At 55.4% G+C, this 17,858-nt stretch carries 20 protein-coding genes and 1 riboswitch; of the genes, 5 read left to right on the forward strand and 15 right to left on the reverse strand.

The window, feature by feature from the left end:
• Positions 1–125 precede the first annotated feature (125 nt).
• The 4 genes from CV944_RS02110 to gcvT form a co-directional block, all read right to left on the reverse strand.
• Complete coding sequence (locus tag CV944_RS02110) at positions 126–1,316, reverse strand: ROK family transcriptional regulator (protein ID WP_033010239.1); 1,191 nt, start codon at positions 1,314–1,316, stop codon at positions 126–128.
• A gap of 182 nt (positions 1,317–1,498) precedes the next feature.
• Complete coding sequence (gene gcvPB, locus CV944_RS02115; RefSeq protein WP_033010187.1) at positions 1,499–2,965, reverse strand: aminomethyl-transferring glycine dehydrogenase subunit GcvPB; 1,467 nt, start codon at positions 2,963–2,965, stop codon at positions 1,499–1,501.
• A complete protein-coding gene (gene gcvPA / locus CV944_RS02120; RefSeq protein ID WP_033010188.1) occupies positions 2,958–4,304 on the reverse strand; it encodes an aminomethyl-transferring glycine dehydrogenase subunit GcvPA in 1,347 nt (448 codons plus the stop codon). The genes gcvPB and gcvPA overlap by 8 nt, the downstream gene beginning before the upstream one ends.
• 17 nt (positions 4,305–4,321) lie before the next feature.
• Positions 4,322–5,419 carry a glycine cleavage system aminomethyltransferase GcvT gene (gcvT, locus tag CV944_RS02125; protein WP_033010240.1) on the reverse strand — a complete coding sequence of 366 codons (1,098 nt, stop codon included), beginning with the start codon at positions 5,417–5,419 and terminating at the stop codon, positions 4,322–4,324.
• Positions 5,420–5,608: 189 nt separating this feature from the next.
• Positions 5,609–5,697, reverse strand: a riboswitch (glycine riboswitch).
• A 218-nt stretch (positions 5,698–5,915) separates the two neighbouring features.
• On the opposite strand from gcvT, the gene CV944_RS02130 reads away from it, so the two are divergent.
• Complete coding sequence (locus CV944_RS02130) at positions 5,916–7,580, forward strand: DEAD/DEAH box helicase (RefSeq protein WP_033010189.1); 1,665 nt, start codon at positions 5,916–5,918, stop codon at positions 7,578–7,580.
• Positions 7,567–8,361, forward strand: coding sequence for a YqhG family protein (locus CV944_RS02135; RefSeq protein ID WP_063329790.1), 795 nt, complete (start codon positions 7,567–7,569; stop codon positions 8,359–8,361). The genes CV944_RS02130 and CV944_RS02135 overlap by 14 nt, the downstream gene beginning before the upstream one ends.
• Positions 8,362–8,457: 96 nt before the next feature.
• Here the strand turns inward: CV944_RS02135 and CV944_RS02140 are convergent, their stop codons facing one another.
• The 8 genes from CV944_RS02140 to comGA all read right to left on the reverse strand — a co-directional run bounded on the left by CV944_RS02140 (position 8,458) and on the right by comGA (position 12,873).
• Positions 8,458–8,637, reverse strand: coding sequence for a YqzE family protein (locus CV944_RS02140; RefSeq protein ID WP_044743170.1), 180 nt, complete (start codon positions 8,635–8,637; stop codon positions 8,458–8,460).
• A 139-nt stretch (positions 8,638–8,776) separates the two neighbouring features.
• Positions 8,777–9,166: a competence type IV pilus minor pilin ComGG gene (gene comGG, locus CV944_RS02145; RefSeq protein ID WP_044743169.1), complete on the reverse strand. Its 390-nt coding sequence runs from the start codon at positions 9,164–9,166 to the stop codon at positions 8,777–8,779.
• 108 nt (positions 9,167–9,274) lie between these two features.
• Positions 9,275–9,676 (reverse strand): competence type IV pilus minor pilin ComGF, encoded by a 402-nt coding sequence (gene comGF / locus CV944_RS02150; RefSeq protein ID WP_230581369.1) that lies wholly within the window; start codon positions 9,674–9,676, stop codon positions 9,275–9,277.
• A gap of 23 nt (positions 9,677–9,699) precedes the next feature.
• The gene (locus CV944_RS02155) at positions 9,700–10,026 is read right to left on the reverse strand and encodes a hypothetical protein (RefSeq protein WP_047818694.1); all 327 of its coding nucleotides are present in this window, start codon (positions 10,024–10,026) and stop codon (positions 9,700–9,702) included.
• The gene (gene comGD / locus CV944_RS02160; protein WP_232721966.1) at positions 10,010–10,453 is read right to left on the reverse strand and encodes a competence type IV pilus minor pilin ComGD; all 444 of its coding nucleotides are present in this window, start codon (positions 10,451–10,453) and stop codon (positions 10,010–10,012) included. The genes CV944_RS02155 and comGD overlap by 17 nt, the downstream gene beginning before the upstream one ends.
• Positions 10,437–10,733, reverse strand: a complete 297-nt coding sequence (gene comGC / locus CV944_RS02165) for a competence type IV pilus major pilin ComGC (RefSeq protein ID WP_100659103.1) — start codon at positions 10,731–10,733, stop codon at positions 10,437–10,439. Before comGC ends, comGD begins: the two co-directional genes overlap by 17 nt.
• Positions 10,734–10,774: 41 nt before the next feature.
• Positions 10,775–11,803 (reverse strand): competence type IV pilus assembly protein ComGB, encoded by a 1,029-nt coding sequence (comGB, locus tag CV944_RS02170; protein ID WP_033016395.1) that lies wholly within the window; start codon positions 11,801–11,803, stop codon positions 10,775–10,777.
• On the reverse strand, positions 11,800–12,873 hold the full coding sequence (gene comGA / locus CV944_RS02175) for a competence type IV pilus ATPase ComGA (RefSeq protein ID WP_011231917.1): 1,074 nt from the start codon (positions 12,871–12,873) through the stop codon (positions 11,800–11,802). Before comGA ends, comGB begins: the two co-directional genes overlap by 4 nt.
• A 192-nt stretch (positions 12,874–13,065) precedes the next feature.
• Here comGA and CV944_RS02180 point away from each other — a divergent pair, with 192 nt between their 5' ends.
• Together CV944_RS02180 and CV944_RS02185 are read left to right on the forward strand one after the other, a co-directional pair.
• Positions 13,066–13,764, forward strand: a complete 699-nt coding sequence (locus CV944_RS02180; protein WP_063329883.1) for a helix-turn-helix transcriptional regulator — start codon at positions 13,066–13,068, stop codon at positions 13,762–13,764.
• Positions 13,765–13,911: 147 nt separating this feature from the next.
• Positions 13,912–14,154 carry a DUF2626 domain-containing protein gene (locus CV944_RS02185; protein WP_033010198.1) on the forward strand — a complete coding sequence of 81 codons (243 nt, stop codon included), beginning with the start codon at positions 13,912–13,914 and terminating at the stop codon, positions 14,152–14,154.
• Positions 14,155–14,188: 34 nt separating this feature from the next.
• Here the strand turns inward: CV944_RS02185 and CV944_RS02190 are convergent, their stop codons facing one another.
• Both CV944_RS02190 and CV944_RS02195 read right to left on the reverse strand, forming a co-directional pair.
• Positions 14,189–15,316, reverse strand: coding sequence for a class I SAM-dependent methyltransferase (locus CV944_RS02190; RefSeq protein WP_100659074.1), 1,128 nt, complete (start codon positions 15,314–15,316; stop codon positions 14,189–14,191).
• Between the two features lie 240 nt (positions 15,317–15,556).
• Positions 15,557–16,189, reverse strand: coding sequence for an MBL fold metallo-hydrolase (locus tag CV944_RS02195; RefSeq protein ID WP_049625174.1), 633 nt, complete (start codon positions 16,187–16,189; stop codon positions 15,557–15,559).
• A 178-nt stretch (positions 16,190–16,367) separates the two neighbouring features.
• On the opposite strand from CV944_RS02195, the gene CV944_RS02200 reads away from it, so the two are divergent.
• The gene (locus CV944_RS02200) at positions 16,368–16,544 is read left to right on the forward strand and encodes a DUF2759 domain-containing protein (RefSeq protein WP_033010201.1); all 177 of its coding nucleotides are present in this window, start codon (positions 16,368–16,370) and stop codon (positions 16,542–16,544) included.
• 101 nt (positions 16,545–16,645) lie between these two features.
• Here the strand turns inward: CV944_RS02200 and CV944_RS02205 are convergent, their stop codons facing one another.
• Entirely contained in the window at positions 16,646–17,809 is a 1,164-nt protein-coding gene (locus CV944_RS02205) for a M14 family metallopeptidase (protein ID WP_100659075.1), read from the reverse strand.
• Between the last annotated feature and the right edge of the window lie 49 nt (positions 17,810–17,858).

Below are 17,858 nucleotides of genomic sequence, written 5' to 3' on the forward strand. Positions count from 1 at the left end.
CTTCACAGACCCATATATGGGTCTGTGAAGCGGCGTTGTTCGGTCGCCTGACAGTCGATAAAAGCTGCAAATGGTAAATCTTCAAATTGCATCTATATAGGCAGGCGCCTTTGCTGTTGCGGCCGTCAAGGAGCCGTCTCAAATTCCGGCGGCAGGACGACCGCCTCAAGCACCGAAGCAGCCGCACCGATGGCGCAGCTTTTCTCTTTCAGCTTCGAGGCGATGATGGACGGCTCGCTTTCTTTTTTGACGAGAATGCGCTCCCTCACCTCTTTGCGCGCTGCATCAAGCACGAAATCACCGGCCTGAGCAAGCGGGCCGCCGATAATGACCGCCTCCGGGTTGTACGCATAAATCACCTGCAGCAGCCCGATGCCGAGATAGCGGCCCGTTTCTTCCAAAATGCGCGCCAGCTGGGCATCGTTTTCGGCCGCCAGCGCCATCGCGGCGATGGAAAAGCGGTCGTCCAGCCACTCCAAACGGCCTTCTTCGGCCAAACGGCGTTCAATATATTTTTGTGAAGCGTACATTTCCCAGCAGCCGGTATTGCCGCAAGTACAGCGGACGCCGTTGACATCGATCGTATGATGGCCGATCTCGCCCGCCAGCCCGTTCACCCCGCGATACAGCTGATGATGAAGGACGACGCCGGCGCCGATGCCGATGCCGGCGCTAATATACACAAAATGGGCAAACTCCTTGCCGGCGCCGAACCATTTTTCGCCAAGCGCCGCCAGTTTCGCCTCGTTTTCCACAATAACCGGATATTGCGGCCATCGCTTTTGCAAGGCCGATGCCAACGCCACATCGCCCCAACGCAAGTTCGGCGCAAAAATCACCGTCCCGCTTTCCGTATGGACAACGCCCGGCACCCCGATGCCGATTCCCATTACGCCGTACGGTGTCGCCGGCGCCCGGCGGACCGCGGCTTCAACCAATTCGGCCATCTCGCCGACAATCGCCTCCTGCCCTTCGGACGGGCGGAACGAACGCCGCTGCTCCCATATGATTTCAGCATTTAAGTTCGTCACCACGGCGTACAAATAGTTAACGCCGAGCTCGACGCCGACAAGCGAACCGGCGTCGGCATTAAAGCGGAGCATGAGCGGCCGGCGTCCGCCTGTGGAGACGCCGATGCCGCTTTCATGGACAAAATGCTCGGCGATCAGCTCATCGACGAGCGCTGAAACCGTCGCTTTATTCAGTCCGGTCGTTTTCGCAATATCGGCGCGTGAAATCGGGTGTTGGTCGCGGATCAATTTCAGGACGAGCTGTTTATTCATTTTTTTGACAAGAGTGATGTTCCCTGTCCTCACGTTTTCGGTCATCCTTTTCGTCATGACTTTTAGTATGCACCGCGAATGATGGATCAGCCATTGCTATTAGTTTATATAATAAACTAACTCGACTTTTCTGTCAATGCCGCCATAGCAATGCAGCTGTCCCCAAACGAAACGGCCCGCCCACTGTCGGGCGAGCCGTTTGTCGGTATCACGGATCAGTTTGTCGGCTTTTGATAGCGCAAAATCGGCTTGCGCGCTGCGGTCGTTTCATCAAGCCGCTTGACGACCGTCGTATGCGGCGCTTCTTGAACGATTTCCGGAGTTTCTTCCGCTTCCTTGGCAATTTGAATCATCGCATCGATGAACGCATCGAGCGTCTCTTTCGACTCCGTCTCGGTCGGCTCAATCATCATGCACTCTTCGACGATGAGCGGGAAGTAAATGGTCGGCGGATGGAAGCCGAAATCAAGCAGCCGTTTCGCGATGTCAAGCGTTCTGACGCCAAGTTTCTTTTGCCGCTTGCCGGATAAGACAAACTCATGCTTGCAATGGCGGTCATACGGCAAATCGTAATACTCGGCAAGACGGCGCATCATATAGTTGGCGTTTAAAACGGCGTATTCGCTCACCGCTTTCAAACCGTCCGGCCCCATCGAGCGGATGTACGTGTACGCCCGGACGTTGATGCCGAAATTGCCGTAAAACGGCTTGACGCGGCCGATTGACTGTGGACGGTCGTAGTCAAGGTAGCAACGGCCGTTTTCCCCTTTGGCGATGACCGGTTTCGGCAAAAACGGCACAAGGTCAGCTTTCACCCCGACCGGGCCCGATCCTGGCCCTCCGCCGCCGTGCGGGCCGGTGAACGTTTTATGCAAGTTCAAATGGACGACGTCAAAGCCCATATCGCCGGGGCGCGCCTTGCCGAGGATGGCGTTTAAGTTCGCGCCGTCATAGTACAGCTTGCCGCCCGCTGCATGGACGATTTCCGCCATTTCGACGATTTGCTCTTCAAACAGCCCGAGCGTGTTCGGGTTCGTGAGCATGAGCGCCGCTGTGTCAGGGCCGACGACGCGCCGCAAATCCTCCAAATCAACAAGGCCGGCGGCAGTCGATTTGACCGTCACTGTCTCAAACCCCGCAACGGTTGCCGACGCCGGATTCGTACCGTGCGCCGAATCCGGGACGATTACCTTCGTCCGGTTGAAATCGCCGTTGGCCTCATGGTAAGCGCGGATCATCATGAGCCCGGTCCACTCGCCATGGGCGCCGGCGGCCGGCTGCAAGGTGACCGCATCCATGCCCGTGATTTCTTTTAAATGCTCCTGCAAGTCGTACATCAACTCAAGCGCCCCTTGCACCGTTTCTTCCGGCTGCAGCGGGTGGATGTGGGCAAACCCGGCGAGACGGGCGACGTTTTCATTGATTTTCGGATTGTATTTCATCGTGCACGATCCAAGCGGGTAAAACCCGGAATCAACGCCGTGGTTTCGCTTGGAAAGCGCCGTGTAATGGCGCATCAAATCGAGCTCCGATACTTCCGGCAGCTCCGGTTCTTCAGAACGCAAATAATCGGGCGGCACAAGCTCGCTGACATCGACAGCCGGAACATCGAGCGCCGGCAGGCTGTAGGCGATCCGTCCCGGCTTGCTTCGTTCGAAAATAAGCGGTTGATCGTTATGCATGGCAATCCCCCAATTCATTGACGAACCGATCGATTTCTTCTTTCGTGCGCAGTTCGGTGACAGCAACAAGCATATGATTGGAAAGTTCCGGATAATCACCGCCAAGGTCGTAGCCGCCGATGATCCCCTTTTCGAGCAGGCGGGCGTTCACCTCAGAAACCGGACGGTTGAGCCGGATGACGAATTCATTGAAAAATGGACCGGCAAACGGCGACACAACCCCGTGCTGTTCGAATGCCTGTTTCGCATAATGCGCCTTTTGCATGTTCATCGTCGCCATCTCTTTTACGCCCCGTTTTCCGAGCGCCGAGAGCGCCACCGAGGCGGCGAGGGCATTCAGCGCCTGGTTCGAGCAAATATTGGATGTCGCTTTATCGCGGCGGATATGCTGCTCGCGCGCCTGCAGCGTCAACACAAACCCGCGGCGCCCGTCTTCATCTTTCGTTTGCCCGACGAGCCGGCCTGGAATTTTCCGCATCAGCGGCGCTTTGACAGCGAAATACCCGCAATGTGGGCCGCCGAACTGCATCGGGATGCCAAACGGCTGCATATCGCCGACGACGATGTCCGCCCCCAATGCGCCGGGCGGGGTCAAAATGCCAAGGGCAAGCGGATTGCTCGCGACAATGAACAGGCTTTTCTTTTCATGGACGAGCGGCTCCATCGCCTTGAGCGGCTCGATTTGCCCGAAGAAGTTCGGGTATTGGACGACCACACACGCCACGTCATCCCCCATTTCCGCTTCAAGCGCTTGAAGATCGGTAACACCGCCGTCGTACGCAATTTCTTTTACCTCTAATCTCTGCCCTTTCGCATACGTGCGCACGACATCGCGGTATTGCGGGTGAACGGCCGCGGAAATAAGCACTTTCGTCCGCTTCGTATGAGCGGCAGCAAGCAGCACCGCTTCCGCGAGCGCCGTGCCGCCGTCGTACATCGACGAATTGGCGACATCCATGCCTGTCAGCTCGCATACCATCGTTTGGAACTCAAAAATGGCTTGCAGTTCGCCTTGGGAAATCTCCGGCTGGTACGGCGTATACGCCGTATAAAATTCGGAGCGCGACAGGACGTGGTCGACCACGGCCGGAATATAGTGGTCATACACGCCCGCTCCTAAAAAGGAAACATATTGCTTGGCGTTGGCGTTTTTGTCCGCTAACGCGCTTAACTCTTTCCATAGCTCCGGCTCCGACTTCGCCGGTTTCACGTTCAACTCGCCTCGAAAACGCACTTGTTCTGGAATGTCGGCGAACAGCTCATCAATGGATGCAACGCCGATCGTTCGCAACATTTCCTGCTTGTCTTCTTCCGTCATCGGCAAATAACGATGGAGCACCGTATTTTCCTCCTTGCTTATGACTTCGTCCGCTTGTAAAACGGGATCGGTACAATCTTCGCCTTCAAGCGCTTGCCGCGAATGTCCACCTCCACGACCTGACCGGCTGCGGCAACATCCGCTGTCACGAGCGCCAACCCGATGTTTTTCTTCAGCGTCGGCGACTGCGTGCCGGTCGTAATGAATCCGACTTCAGCGCTCCCGGCAAATACCCGGTAGCCATGGCGCGGAATGCCGCGGTCCATCATCTCGATGCCGACAAGCCGCCGCGGCGGTCCGGCTTCTTTTTGCCGCTTTAACGCGGCCTGGCCGATAAACGGCGATTCTTTTTCCGTTTTGACGGCAAACCCGAGCCCGGCTTCAAGCGGGGAGATCGTTTCGGACAATTCTTGGCCGTAAAGCGGCAGACACGCCTCAAACCGGAGCGTATCGCGCGCTCCCAGTCCGCATGGGAGGACGCCGTCTTCGGCCCCGGCTGTTAAAATGGCCTCCCATAACGTGATGGCATCCTCTGCCTGGCAATAGATCTCGAACCCGTCTTCGCCCGTATAGCCGGTGCGCGAGACGAGCGCCTTTACGCCGGCCACTTCCACATTGTCTTGGAACGAAAACGGACGCATCGCCGGCAAATCCAGATTGGTTAATTTTTGCAGCACGCGTTCGGCCGCTGGTCCTTGCAGAGCAAGCTGCGCCGTTTGCGCTGAAACGTTGTCAAGCTCGACATCCGCATCGATGTGCTCATTCAGCCAGGCAAAATCTTTTTCCGTATTGGCGGCGTTGACGACAAGCAAATAGTCGCTCTCTCCTTTTTGATAAATAAGCAAATCATCGACCGTGCCGCCATCTTCGTTGCACATGAGCGTGTATTGCGCCCGCCCTGGACGAAGCTTGGCGACATCGTTCGTCATCAGTTTTTGCAAAAAGGCAAGGCTTCCGCGGCCGCGGACCGCAATTTCCCCCATGTGGGAGACGTCAAACAGTCCGGCGCGCGTCCTTACCGCTTCATGCTCTTCCTTGATGCTTGAAAACTGCACCGGCATTTCCCAGCCGCCAAATTCGACTGTTTTGGCGTTGTAACGGGCGTATACCGGAAATAGCGGCGTGCGCTTTAACAAGGCGATTCCCTCCCTCATCGAAATGCATGACGCAAAAAAGGACAGACTCCCCCCTTTGCGAAAAAAGAGAGGCTCTGTCCTGGCACCTGAAAGTTTCCCGTCGGCCGCTTGCCTGCGCCTTGGCGGCAGCGAGGTCCCGACGGTTTCCCCTTGGGTGGCCCGCCGATAGGCAGGCGCTCTCCAGAGCTGCGTCAAGCAAGAGTCTTTTTGCCTGAGAGATTCGCGTTTCCGCTTGCTCCTTCGGCGCTACATTCCGTAGTCTCTCCCCTTGCCGTCATCCGCCGATCAATAAAATTTTCCAAAGCGGGCATACTAAGAAACGCCCTTGACCGCCATTCATGCGAATGTTCTAAATTTATACTACCATTAACCACTCAAAAAGGGCAATAGGAAATGATCGAACTTTTATAGAAATTATCCGTCAAAATGTTCTTGTTTTGTCTAACAAAGAGGATTTTTACGGAATAAACATTCGTCACAAGGGAAGGGGATGGACATGAACATTGCGATCGAAATGGACGAGACGTGGAAAAAGGAATTTCTTGAGCGCATTGAAAAAGACGGGCCGTGGGCAAGCTGGGAAATGTATGAGCTGGCGTTAGAGGCGGCCCATCATTTAAGCGTGCCGGAATTTGACGGCCTGCAGGCGCCTAAGCACTTGCCGCATTTGACGATCCTCCCGCACCAGCTCGAAGTGGCGCGCCGCGTCGTTGAAGAGATGAACGGCAAAGCGATTTTGGCCGATGAAGTCGGACTTGGCAAAACGATTGAAGCCGGGCTCGTCCTAAAAGAGTATATGATTCGCGGCCTTGTGAAAAAAGCGCTCATTCTCGTTCCCGCCTCCCTTGTTTCACAATGGGTGAAAGAATTGAACGAAAAGTTTTTCATCCCGGCCGTCCAGCAAAAAAAGAGCTACGTCTGGGAACAGTGCGACATTGTGGTTTCTTCGATCGATACAGCGAAAAAGGAGCCGCACCGCTCCATCATTTACGAACAGCCATACGATATGATCATCATCGACGAGGCGCACAAACTGAAAAACAACAAAACGAAAAACTACGAGTTTGTGCAAAATTTAAAAAAGAAGTTTTGTTTGTTGCTGACGGCGACGCCGATTCAAAACCGGATTGAGGAAATCTTCAACCTCGTCTCACTTTTGAAGCCCGGCCATTTAGGCAACGCCGAGCAGTTTGCCAAAACATACGGCAAAACAAGGGCGGTGCAGGCGAACGAGCATTTAAAAGCGCTCGTCAACAAAGTAATGATCCGCAACCGCCGCGCCGATACACCGATCGAATGGTCGAAGCGCCATGTCGAGCCGGTGTTGATCGAGTTTACGGATGAAGAGCGCGAACTGTACGAAGCAGTGAGGGCGCTCCGCCATGAGCCGTTCGCCGGTTCGTTTTCGCTCATCACGCTGCTTCGCGAGGCGTGCAGCAGCCGTGAAGCGCTGTTTTTAACCATAAAAAATATGATGGAGAAATGCGAAGGAGCCATTCCTGAAGCGCTTGAGCAGGTGCTGGAAAAAATCAACGCCGTCACGACGAATTCAAAGGCGGAAAAAGCGCTTGAACTGATCCGCTCCATTAACGATAAGGTGATTATTTTTACGGAATACCGGGCGACACAGCTGTATTTGCAATGGTTTTTAAAACAGCACGGCATTTCATCCGTCCCGTTTCGCGGCGGCTTCCGGCGCGGCAAAAAAGACTGGATGCAGGAACTGTTTAAACACCACGCCCAAGTGTTCATCGCCACCGAAGCGGGCGGCGAGGGCATCAACTTGCAATTTTGCCGCTATGTCATCAACTACGACTTGCCGTGGAACCCGATGCGCCTTGAGCAGCGGATCGGCCGCGTCCATCGCCTCGGGCAGACAGATGACGTTTACATTTACAACTTCGCCGTCAAACAGACGGTCGAAGAGCATATTTTAACGCTTCTCTATGAGAAAATCCGCTTGTTCGAGCGGGTAGTCGGCGAGCTGGACGACATTTTGGCGAAAATGAACCTCGCCAACTTGGAACGCTACTTCGAAGACGCCTTCGTTCATTCACGGAGCGAAGGGGAGATGAAAATCAAAATGGAAAACATCGTCGCGATGATCGAGCTGGCGGAGCAGCTCGGAAAGGAAGGAGGCAAACGGCATGCAGCAACATGAAATCCGTCGTTTTGTGGAGCGTTATTTTGCCGCCAACGGGTGCACGTTGTTAGAAGCGAATGACGACTATATGACGGTCCAGCTGACGCCAGAAATGGATAAAGAGCTGATGAACCGGCCGTTTTACTGGCATTACATCGAACGGACGGGCGGCGTCCCGCAGCCGATGCAGCTCACGCTGATTACCCGCCCGAGCGAACGGACGGAAAAGCTGAAAGGCGACCGGCTTCATTTCGGGGCGCCGCGGCTGCACCAGCTGTTCCGCTCGGCGCAAAAACGCGGCAGCTTCATTCGTTTGTACGAAGAGCCGGACGCCCCGCTCGCCAGCCATGCCGCCCTTCATCCATGGCTTGGGATGAACGTTGTCATTTCCTACGAATGCGACCGAAAAAAAGATGCCATCGTCTCCCTTGGCCTTCATCTCATTAGCGGAACGATCGTCGAGTCGTTCCACGAGCGGCTCCGCGCGCGCCGACTGACGCCGAAAATCCCGGACTATTGTTTTACAATTTCGCCGCTCATTAAGCCGCCAAGCGGCATCGCCCGCCTCGAGCAATATATCCGCGGCCGCATTGCCGCCGACGATCATGCATGGGCCGAGGAAGCGCGCCGGCGCTGGGCCGACGATTTAGCTTTGCTTGATGAGTTTTACAAAGAGACGGAAGAAAAGCCGGAGTGTTATTATATCGAGAAAGAAGCGCTTGAAAAACAGTACAAGCCGCGCATCACCGTTTCCGTCATTAACGGCGGGCTGTTTTACTTGCTGCCTCGCACATCGTGAGCTGCCGTGCGAAAAGCCTGCAGCCTGAGCCCGGCGCGGATTCCGCCATCCCTCCCCATCAAAAACGCCCGCCGGCTGCAAGCCAGCGGGCGCCCATTACGGGCGGCGCCGAAACAACAAACGGAGTGAAAGCGGCACGATGCCGAACAAGCGGTAAGAGAGCGGCGGCCGCTCTTGTTTGCGCGCGCTCCGCCGCCGCGCCCGCTCCTCTTTTGGCATATCCATATACGTGACGAACCGCTGGGTGACAAATTTGACATAGTCGTTGACTGCCATCGAAGCCCCCCTTTTTTCTTTTAGTTTTTCCTCATCTTTCCTTTTTTAACCGTTTTCCGAAAGAAGTCCCCTCCTCAAGAAACGTAAATGGCACAGCCCGATGAGTAGGCGGGAGATGAATTTCGGCCGGCGGAGCAGTTCACCCGTTTTGCTCCGTCCATTCCGTAATATCGAGCGATGGAAGGGCAACGGTGAAGGCGACCGTCCGCTGCAGTCCGGCCGCCGAGCGAACCGTCAAGAAAACCCGGACGCTCGCCTCCGTTTCCTTTTGCCACCGGCAGACCGCCTCCCCGCGCGGATACGTCCACTTTCCTTCCTGTTTCGTTGTCACAGCAGCCGTTGCTGCAATTTGTTCCTTTACATCAAACACCGCCATTTGCACGAGCTCGTCCGCCTCGGCTGCCTGCCGGACGGCGTGCGCCGCCTGCTGCTCCGCCTCGTATAAAAGTGCGGCATTCGTCATAAAAAACGCTAGCAGCAACGCGACGACCGCGACAAGCGGGAAAATCACCCCATCTTGGCGGCCCATTTGTCCTCACCCCTTGCGTCTTTTCCTCCTTGCCGACACCGCGCAAAGCATGAGGCCATAAAGCCTCAATGATGCGCTCGCCTCGTTCCAGGCTTAGCGCCGCCTTGCCTAAAACATCCGCGCCACAAACGCGTCGCACACCTTGCCGTCATCGGCTGTCACTTGCAAAAACAAGCCATGGGCGCCGATGCGATAGGACACCGCCCGCACATGGCGGAGCGCCGTCTCGTAGCCTGCTCCGTTCACTTGACGAATCAGTTCCGCTTTTGGTGCAACCAACGAGAAACTGACGGTCTCGCCATTCCATTTGTGTAAGTACAGCACACGGCCATCCGTCGACCATTTTTTCGCTTCATTCAACTCGATTTGCAGCTGCTGCAAAAACAGCCTCCATTCCAAGCGCGCAAACCCGTCGCTCGGCTCTGCGGCGAGCGGGCGGACAGCAAGCAGCGCCGGGATGACCGCGGCCACCGCTAAAGCAACAGCCAAGGCCATCAATGCCTCAAGCAATGCAAACCCGCCTTCCTTACTTCCTATCGCTTGCTGTACCCGCACTGCTCCTTTTCGCGGCCGGCATAATCGTTCCAACGCACACATACTTTCCACATCCGCCCTCCTTCCTCATACGCCCGAAGCCGAAACACCGTCCGCCCAATCGATGCCTTCGTTTCACCAACAAGTGGCTCCTCATACAGCGCAATGGCCAGCAGCCGCTGCGCTTGTTCTTCAAGAGCGAGGTTGTTCCGTTCAAGCTCCATTTGCATCAACATAGGCAGAAAAACGGCGGCCGCCGTCCATAACAGCGCCAACGCGAACAACGCTTCCATGAGCAAAAATCCGCGGCTACATTTTTTGCACATAAAACCGCCCCTTCCCGAGCAAAAACGTCACCTTGTAGCTGCCCCGGCCGCTTTTCACCCAAACAGTTCCCGCTTGCTCGATATTGCCATTATCGGTAAAGATGAGCGGATTACGGAGCGTGCTGAGCTGAAACCGCCAAGGCGCAGGAAGCGAGCGGACGACGACCGTCCGGCCGCTTCCTCCTTCGACCGCCCTATACTCACCGCGTCCATTGCTGAAAAAGACGGACACCTTCCTCCGATGGGCGATGGCGTGCTGCTGCGCGCTGTACAAGTCGGCGCGCAGCACGGCCAGCATATGCGCTTCCTCCTGCTGGCGCACCGCCCCGCCGAACGCCGGAACAGCCAACACCGACAGCAAAAGGACGACCGATAAAACGACCAGCATCTCAAGCAGCGTAAACCCGCCGTTACGAGCCACTTTCACTCACATCGCCGTTCGCGCTGATTTGGATGGCATGACCGTTCGGACATTTGTCCGACTTGATATAGCGGCCAGCGAGCAATTCCTGCACCGTCGGAATTTTGTTATGTTCCATCTCGTATGCCTTCACTTGCGCCTGCACGGTGTTCAGAAACGCTTCGCACCCTTTTTCGTTAATCATGCTGTTATGTTTCGCAATGTTCGGAATCGCAATGAACAGCAGCACGGAAATGACCATCAGGACGATCAACATTTCAATGAGCGTAAACCCTTTTTGGTTCACAACTATTCCTCCTCGCTCGACAAATGTAGTTATCGCTTGTTTTACAAGCTGTTCAACATCGAAAACATTGGCAGCAAAATGGCCAAATACATGCCGACAATCAGCGCCCCGACAACCGACAGCAAAAGCGGCTGCACGAGCTTCAGCGCAGCCTCGGCCCGTTTTTCGATCATCTGCAGCAAAAACTCGCTGTAATGTTCAAGTTCTTTGCCAAGCTCGCCGTTCGACTGGCCGTGGCGGATGACAAGCGCCAGCTCTTGTTCGTAATAGCGGGCGGCGCCGATTAATCTGTCAAGCGCCATCCCTTTCATCAACCCGTGGCGAAGGCGCCGGCCTTCCATTTGCAAAAATGGCCAGGACGACGGCTCGCTGAACACGCCGAGCGCATCATAAACCGACAACCCGGCCTGCAGCAAGCGCCCGAGCTGTCGGGCAGTCAGGCAGGTGAGGAACAGTCTCAGAAACGAAGCAAGCCCTGGAATTCGCAAGGCGAATTGAAGTTTTCGGGAGACCGGCCAGCGGCGGAAATAAGCGGTGTAAAACAGCCCGGAGAACACCGCCAAGACGGCGATGGCCGCCATCGCCATAGGGGCATGGGCGACCACCGCAAGCAGCCAAGCGGTGTGCCCGCGTTGTGGAGAAAACGCCGCCGCCGCCCGTTCAAACTGCGGCAGCAGCCACCATTCCATCAAGACGAGCATGATGATGAGCAAAGAAAGAAGGAACAGCGGATAGCGGCTGAAGCGGTGAAGCTGCTCGTAGAAGCGCGCTTTTTGCGCCAGCGCTTCCCCTGTCTCTGCCATGCCGCGCGGTAAATCGCCATGCCGTTCGGCAAAAAAGAGAAGGTTAACCGCCATGCGGTCGACCGACAGCGCTTCGACAGCCGCAAACAGCGGCAGCCCGGCGCGCAGCTGCTGCAGACAGCGTTCCACTTCCATCCGGCGGTGTGTGGGAGCCTGAATGGCCAAAAACTCAAGCGCTTGCCCAAGGGGGTAACCGCGCTCGAGCAACCGGCCGAGCCGAGTGAAAAACAACGCCTGTTCAGCGAGCGGCCACATTTTGCGTTTCATCTTTCTCCCCCTCCGACGAGCTCAAGCATGCGAACGGGCAGGTAGCCGAGCGCAATCCCCTTGCGGATCAAGCGCGCCAGCGTCATATAAGAGCGCTTTGGCTTCCCTCTCCCATTGGAGAGGGAACGAATCACGTCCTCCAGCGCTGAACCGCAAAGCAACTCATAAACAGCCGTGCGCCGGCGTCGTCCAAGACGGCCGCACGATGGATGGCAATCGTCGCCGCACAGCGGGCAGCACAGCTCGACAAGCCGCTGGGCAGAGACGGCAAGCAGCGTCTCGGCCAAATCGCCGAGCGGAATGCCGAATTCATGCAGCCGGTAGACGGCGCCGACTGCATCGGCGGCGTGCATCGTCGAGACGACCAAATGGCCGCTCAACGCTGAACGGATGGCAATGGCCGCCGTATCATGATCGCGGATCTCGCCGACCATCAACACATCCGGGTCATGGCGCAGCGCCGCTTTTAACCCGGCGGCGTATGTGATGCCTGCTTTTTCATTGATTTGCACTTGCAACAATCGTTCGTTCTGTTTTTCGATCGGATCTTCAAGCGTGATGATGTTGCGTTGCCTTTCAGCTTGGCAAAGATCAAGAAGGGTGTAGAGGGTCGTCGTTTTTCCCGACCCCGTCGGGCCGGTCAACAGCACAAGCCCTTGCGGATGCTGCATGAAGGAAAATAATCGTGCGGTGGAGCGGAAGAATAAAGATAGTTCGCGAAGCGGCAGCGAGAAGCGCTGCGGCAGAAGCCGAATGACGAGGCTTTCATCGTAGAGCGTCGGCAATGTCGATAAACGCAAATACACCGTTTCCCCAAACTCAGCCACTTCCATGGCGCCGCTTTGCGGACGGCGTCGTTCCCCGATGTCCATGCCGGCTAAAAATTTAAAGTGGGCGATGAGACGTTCCGCCGTTTCCTTCGAAAGCACGCCAACGTCGACAAGCATGCCATCAAGCCGAAGACGAACAGCGGCATCGCGGCGGCGCGGAACGAGGTGAAGATCCGAGGCGCGGCGTTGCACCGCTTCGGCGAGAAGGCGGTTTGCCGTTTGTTCGATCTCGTTCAGCACATATTCCCTCCTTTCGACAGACTGCTTTGTATTTCGACGAGCATGAGTCGTTATCCTGCTTTTGGCGCAGCTTTTTTGTGAAATTTTTTTGAATGTCAGTCCACTCACTGCCAATAGTGACAAAAATCATTCCTCGCTTTGGACGATTTCATTATAATAACCATACCAATGATTCATTTAGGAGGGAAACCAATGGAACAAACGCTGAAAATCACAAGCGTATTGTCTGACCCGACAAGATTTCATATTTATGAATATATGGCAAAAGTGCATCGCGAAGTTTCTGTTCAAGAAATCGCAGAAAAATTTCATATCCATCCAAACGTTGCCCGCTTGCATTTAACGAAGCTTGAAGACGTTCGCATGGTCGTATCGGATACGCAAAAAACGGGAAAAGGCGGACGGCCGAGCCGGCTGTACCGGCTGTCTGACGAAGTCGTCGGTTTGTATTTTCCGTTCCGTGACTACCAGCTTCTCGCCCGCATCGCCATTCAGACGATGGCTCAACTCGGCGCGGTCGGGCAGGAAGCGCTTCGCGAAACAGGAAAACAGTTTGGCTATGAACTCGTCGCCAAACGCCTGCCGCATAACGGTTCAACGGGCGCGCTTGCCCTCGAGGAAAAGATCCGCATCATGGAAGAAGCAGCGGAAGCGGCCGGATTTCTGCCGCAATTTCGCTATGAGGAAGACAAAGGCGTGCTTTGCCTCGACATTTTCAACTGTCCGTTCAAAGAAATCGCCGCACAGCAGCCTGATGTCGTTTGCAGCCTGCATCATGCCTTTTTAGAAGGAATGGTGGAAGCGTTGTTTGCCGATGCGAAAGTAGCGGAAACAGAAAATATGATGAACGGCAGCCGCCGCTGCGCTTACCGCATCGCCATTCGCCCGTGACGGCGGCCCCTTTTTCGTTTTACACGGGCGGTGCGATCCGCCCGCTTTTTTTCTTTCACCTTGTCCGAAAGCGTTATTTACATTCACAATCATTGTACATTATAATAAGTAAAGACCAATGGATTGCTCAAAAAGGAGGGATACATAATGGATCGCATGTTCCGCGTCTTGGCTTTTTGGACTGGCATTTTTGCCGTCATGTTTTATCTTGGCCATATGCATACGACATCGCTCATCTTCTTTGGCCAAACCGTGTTTTTCCTTTTCGTCGGCTTTTTGAAACTGACCGAGCGAATGTACATTTACATTTTCGGGGCGTATTTGACGATTTTCTTTGCCGCTTTTACATACTGGACGACGTTCATGATGGTGCCCGGCATGGGCGAATGAAAACAGGCAGAGCCCGTTCTCTGCCTGTTTGTCTTTATGGCAAAAATTCCGGCGCCGCCCAAATGTCCGGGATGGGAAGCTTCACGCCTTTTTGTCCGATGAGCACATCGAAAAAACGGCTGATGCCGTCATCGGCGACCAACGCGCGAAGCATCCGGTCTTCCCGGCTCGGCGGGGCAAACAACTCCGCGCTTTTGGAAACTGCCCATTCGTCCAAGAGACCGGCAGCAAGCAAAAACCGATCTTGGCGGAGAAACGCCACCTCCTCCCACCCGGTCTGCTGGGCGTACAAGCGGATGGCATCCCATTGTACATGGGCCGTCAAATCCATCTCCCCTGGACGGTGAAGCGGGTCGGGGACGAGCCGATGGCGGAAATAACCCCGCAAGCTGCCGTGCCGCCGCGCCGGCGCCCGCAGCTGTTCGTCCGTATAACCATAATCAATCGTCACCATCACCGCCTGGCGAAACTGCGGCCCGATGTCAAGCCAAAATGATCGTGCCGCGAGCGGCACTTCCAAGCGCTGCCCTTCGGCAAGCGAGAGGCCGCGCTCAGCCAAGTAGCGAGCAATATCCAAATTGCAAAGCGGCTCCTTTTCCTCGACGAGCCGACCGTCACGGGCGGCGACGAAACATTCATAAAGAATCCCTTGTTCCTTTGCAATCACATGAACCGGGAGTGCGTCAAAAAATTCATTGCTGAATACGATCCCAGAAAACGGCCCACGCTCGGCGAGCCAGCGGGAGACGTTGTCATATTGCTCCACTTTATCGGCAGCCGCGCGAAGCGTTTCCCGCTGCCTTTGACGGTGGAACAGGCTTTGATCGATGATCGTATACGACAACTCACGGTATGTATCAGGGCTTTTTTTCTCCCATTCTTCCAATATCGCCAGCGCCAAACGTCCATCCCCGCCCCCCCACTCGCAAATCGCCGGCGGCAGGCCGCCCCGCTCGACAATCCGAATGAAAAACGAAGCAAGCGCTTTTCCGAATACGGCAGCGAACGAGCTGTTCGTAATGAAATCTCCCTTCCTGCCGATTTTCGTCCGCTCGCGCATATAATAGCCCGCCTGTGCGTCATAAAGCGCCATGTTCATATAATCGGCGTATGACACCCGCCCTCCCGGCGCCGCGGCAATTTGTTCGTACAGTTGTCCCATGATGGTTTCCTTCCTTAAATTTTTTATTTTTACTATTGACATAGTGAAAACAATGGTATATGGTTATAGTAGTAGCTTAACTATATCCCCTCCCATTATTATGGATAGAACATCCCCCAAAAACCCTTCTTGGCGCGGCTGAGAGGGGTTTTTTTATTTTGCAGGCTTCACAGGCAGACGCCTGTCTGCCTGTTTCCATGTCCTCTCCGGAAGCTCTGCCGTGCGGCGGCTGCCGGGAAATCAAGAAAACCCGTGCAAAAATGGATTGGTGTCCATTTCCATGCCGATCGTCGTCTCCGGTCCATGCCCGGACAAAACCAACGTCTCTTCAGGCAGCGTCAACAGCTTGCGGTGAATGCTTGCCAACAGCTGCTGGTGGTTGCCGCCCGGCAAATCGGTGCGCCCGATGCTGCCGGCAAACAGCGCATCGCCTGAAAATACGAGCTGCGCGGCTTCACAGTAATACGAGACGCTGCCCGGCGAATGGCCAGGCGTTTCCCGCACGTCAAACACAAACGGACCGATCGTCAACGTCGTCCGCCCTGTAAGGCATGTCGGCTCGCAACGGACAACGACCGGACCGCCGAAATAAAGTGAACCGTTGAGCGCCGGATCTTGCAGCCATGATTTTTCGTTTTCATGCACATACACGGGAATATCCCAGCGGGCGAGCACATCAGAAATGCCGCCGATATGGTCAAAATGGGCATGCGTCAGCAAAATCGCCAGCGGGGTCAATTTCTTTTCTTCAATTCGGCGCACGATCGTTGCTCCTTCCGCTCCAGGGTCAATGATGACACATGCACCGTCCGCGGCCGACAACAAGTAGGCGTTCGCCTGAATCGGGCCGACAGGAATGCGCGTCCATTCCATCACCGTCTCCTCCTTATCGTTGGCATGGTCAGCGTTATCCTTATTTTACCGTTTTTCTCCCGCCGATGAAAGAGAAACATGCAAATGCGGAACAGACCTCGACAAAAGAAAAAAAAAAGATTACAATGAAAAAGAATGAGCTCGCTTGTACATACTGTTTCACAAGGGGGTAAAACGGATGGGTACAGTCATTATTTTTGCGCTCGTGACGTTGCTCGCCCTTTACGGCATGCTCCGCACGCTGCGCGAGAAAAATGTGCTCGGATTTTTATTTGGGCTTGGCACAGCGGCGGTTTTCGGCTGGTTTACAGTGATGACGATTTTGCACCACGGCATTCCGACAGGCACACACTGAAAACGCAAGAGGCGGACGGAGCCTCTTGCGTTTTTTCACGCCTTTCAGAGCATTGCGATGCAATTGGCAGCCCATGCGGCATTTCTCCGCAAACGCCGCCTTCAAGCCATTTCGAGCGCAGCCAAAAACAAACCGAGGCTGTCGCGGTATATTTGCGCAAATTGCGAAAGCGGCAGCGGGTTGACCCCTTCTCCGAGTTCGACCGTATAGCCTCTGCGCCGCCATGTCTGAATGAACCAGTCGCGGTAGCCGGCGTGGCTGTCAATATAGCGAATCGCTTGGTATCCGCTCGCTTCGGCCATCGCCTTGACGGCCGCCTCCGCTTCTGGCGGCTCCAATCCTTCGTACCCCCAATAAATCTCCTTTCCTTGTGTATGAAACGCAACAACCATTGCAAAATCCCCTTCTTCAGCCAGCGCTGCCATCGCTTTCGCCTCCGGCTCGGTGAGTGGGGCGAAGCCGGGAAAATCACGCGGCGCCGGTCCCTTTGGCGGTTTGCGCGCCTGTTCAATTTCCCAGCGGGCCGGAAACTGGTTGTTTAAGTCGATGCCACGAATGTTCGCTTTCCACTGGGAAAAATCAGCGGCCCCACCGTTAATGCGGATGGCTTCACTCCGGTGCGGCTCCTTCTCGGGAGGACCGTTCAACACAAGATTGACGCCATCGGGATTGACCATCGGCACGACGGAAAGAGTCGTTTTATGGTAATACTCGAGAACCCGGCGGCCGGCCAACATGTCGTCATTGACAAGCGCCCGCACATAGTCATCGATGAGCGCCATTAATACTGCCGTTGTAATCCATTCGTTGGCATGGAACGATCCGTTCATATGGACGCGCACCGGGCCGCGGCCGATTTGCAGCTCAACAAGCGGCAAACCGAGCACGCTGTATCCGATCGTCCGCTGGCGCACAAACGGGTAATGGCGGACGATCGCGTCAATATCCTCCGTCAAAGCGGCAAAATCGTACGGCCGGACGCTGCGAACGACAGGAGCGGCGATCCGCATAGGCAGCGGCGCTGTTCCGTCAATGACCGCCATCGCCCCCGACATCCGCCGCAACGCCTCGATCGGCAGCGATAGACTGCGGGAGAGTGTTTCCCATGACTCGATGACGCCATATCCCGGAATAGCGACTGTCTGTCCGGGACGCAGCCTTCCTTTGTCGACATGTGGATTGGCGTCTACAATCAACTCCGTCGGCACTGAAAACCATTGCCCGTATTTTTCAAGCGTATCGCCAGGCCATGCTTGGACGCGCATGCGCCATCTCCCCTTCCCTTTCTTCTACCTTCAACATATGCGGCAGGCG

The sequence above is a fragment of the Geobacillus sp. WSUCF-018B genome, from assembly GCF_002809985.1.
Taxonomy (GTDB): domain Bacteria; phylum Bacillota; class Bacilli; order Bacillales; family Anoxybacillaceae; genus Geobacillus; species Geobacillus thermophilus.

Excerpts from the sequence above, each read along its gene's own strand:
- gcvPB (WP_033010187.1), bottom strand. The coding sequence starts at position 2,965 with ATGCATAACGATCAACCGCTTATTTTCGAACGAAGCAAGCCGGGACGG.
- CV944_RS02130 (WP_033010189.1), top strand. The coding sequence starts at position 5,916 with ATGAACATTGCGATCGAAATGGACGAGACGTGGAAAAAGGAATTTCTT.
- CV944_RS02135 (WP_063329790.1), top strand. The coding sequence starts at position 7,567 with ATGCAGCAACATGAAATCCGTCGTTTTGTGGAGCGTTATTTTGCCGCC.
- CV944_RS02140 (WP_044743170.1), bottom strand. The coding sequence starts at position 8,637 with ATGGCAGTCAACGACTATGTCAAATTTGTCACCCAGCGGTTCGTCACG.
- comGG (WP_044743169.1), bottom strand. The coding sequence starts at position 9,166 with ATGGGCCGCCAAGATGGGGTGATTTTCCCGCTTGTCGCGGTCGTCGCG.
- CV944_RS02155 (WP_047818694.1), bottom strand. The coding sequence starts at position 10,026 with ATGTGCAAAAAATGTAGCCGCGGATTTTTGCTCATGGAAGCGTTGTTC.
- comGB (WP_033016395.1), bottom strand. The coding sequence starts at position 11,803 with ATGAAACGCAAAATGTGGCCGCTCGCTGAACAGGCGTTGTTTTTCACT.
- CV944_RS02180 (WP_063329883.1), top strand. The coding sequence starts at position 13,066 with ATGGAACAAACGCTGAAAATCACAAGCGTATTGTCTGACCCGACAAGA.
- CV944_RS02185 (WP_033010198.1), top strand. The coding sequence starts at position 13,912 with ATGGATCGCATGTTCCGCGTCTTGGCTTTTTGGACTGGCATTTTTGCC.
- CV944_RS02190 (WP_100659074.1), bottom strand. The coding sequence starts at position 15,316 with ATGGGACAACTGTACGAACAAATTGCCGCGGCGCCGGGAGGGCGGGTG.
- CV944_RS02195 (WP_049625174.1), bottom strand. The coding sequence starts at position 16,189 with ATGGAATGGACGCGCATTCCTGTCGGCCCGATTCAGGCGAACGCCTAC.
- CV944_RS02200 (WP_033010201.1), top strand. The coding sequence starts at position 16,368 with ATGGGTACAGTCATTATTTTTGCGCTCGTGACGTTGCTCGCCCTTTAC.
- CV944_RS02205 (WP_100659075.1), bottom strand. The coding sequence starts at position 17,809 with ATGCGCGTCCAAGCATGGCCTGGCGATACGCTTGAAAAATACGGGCAA.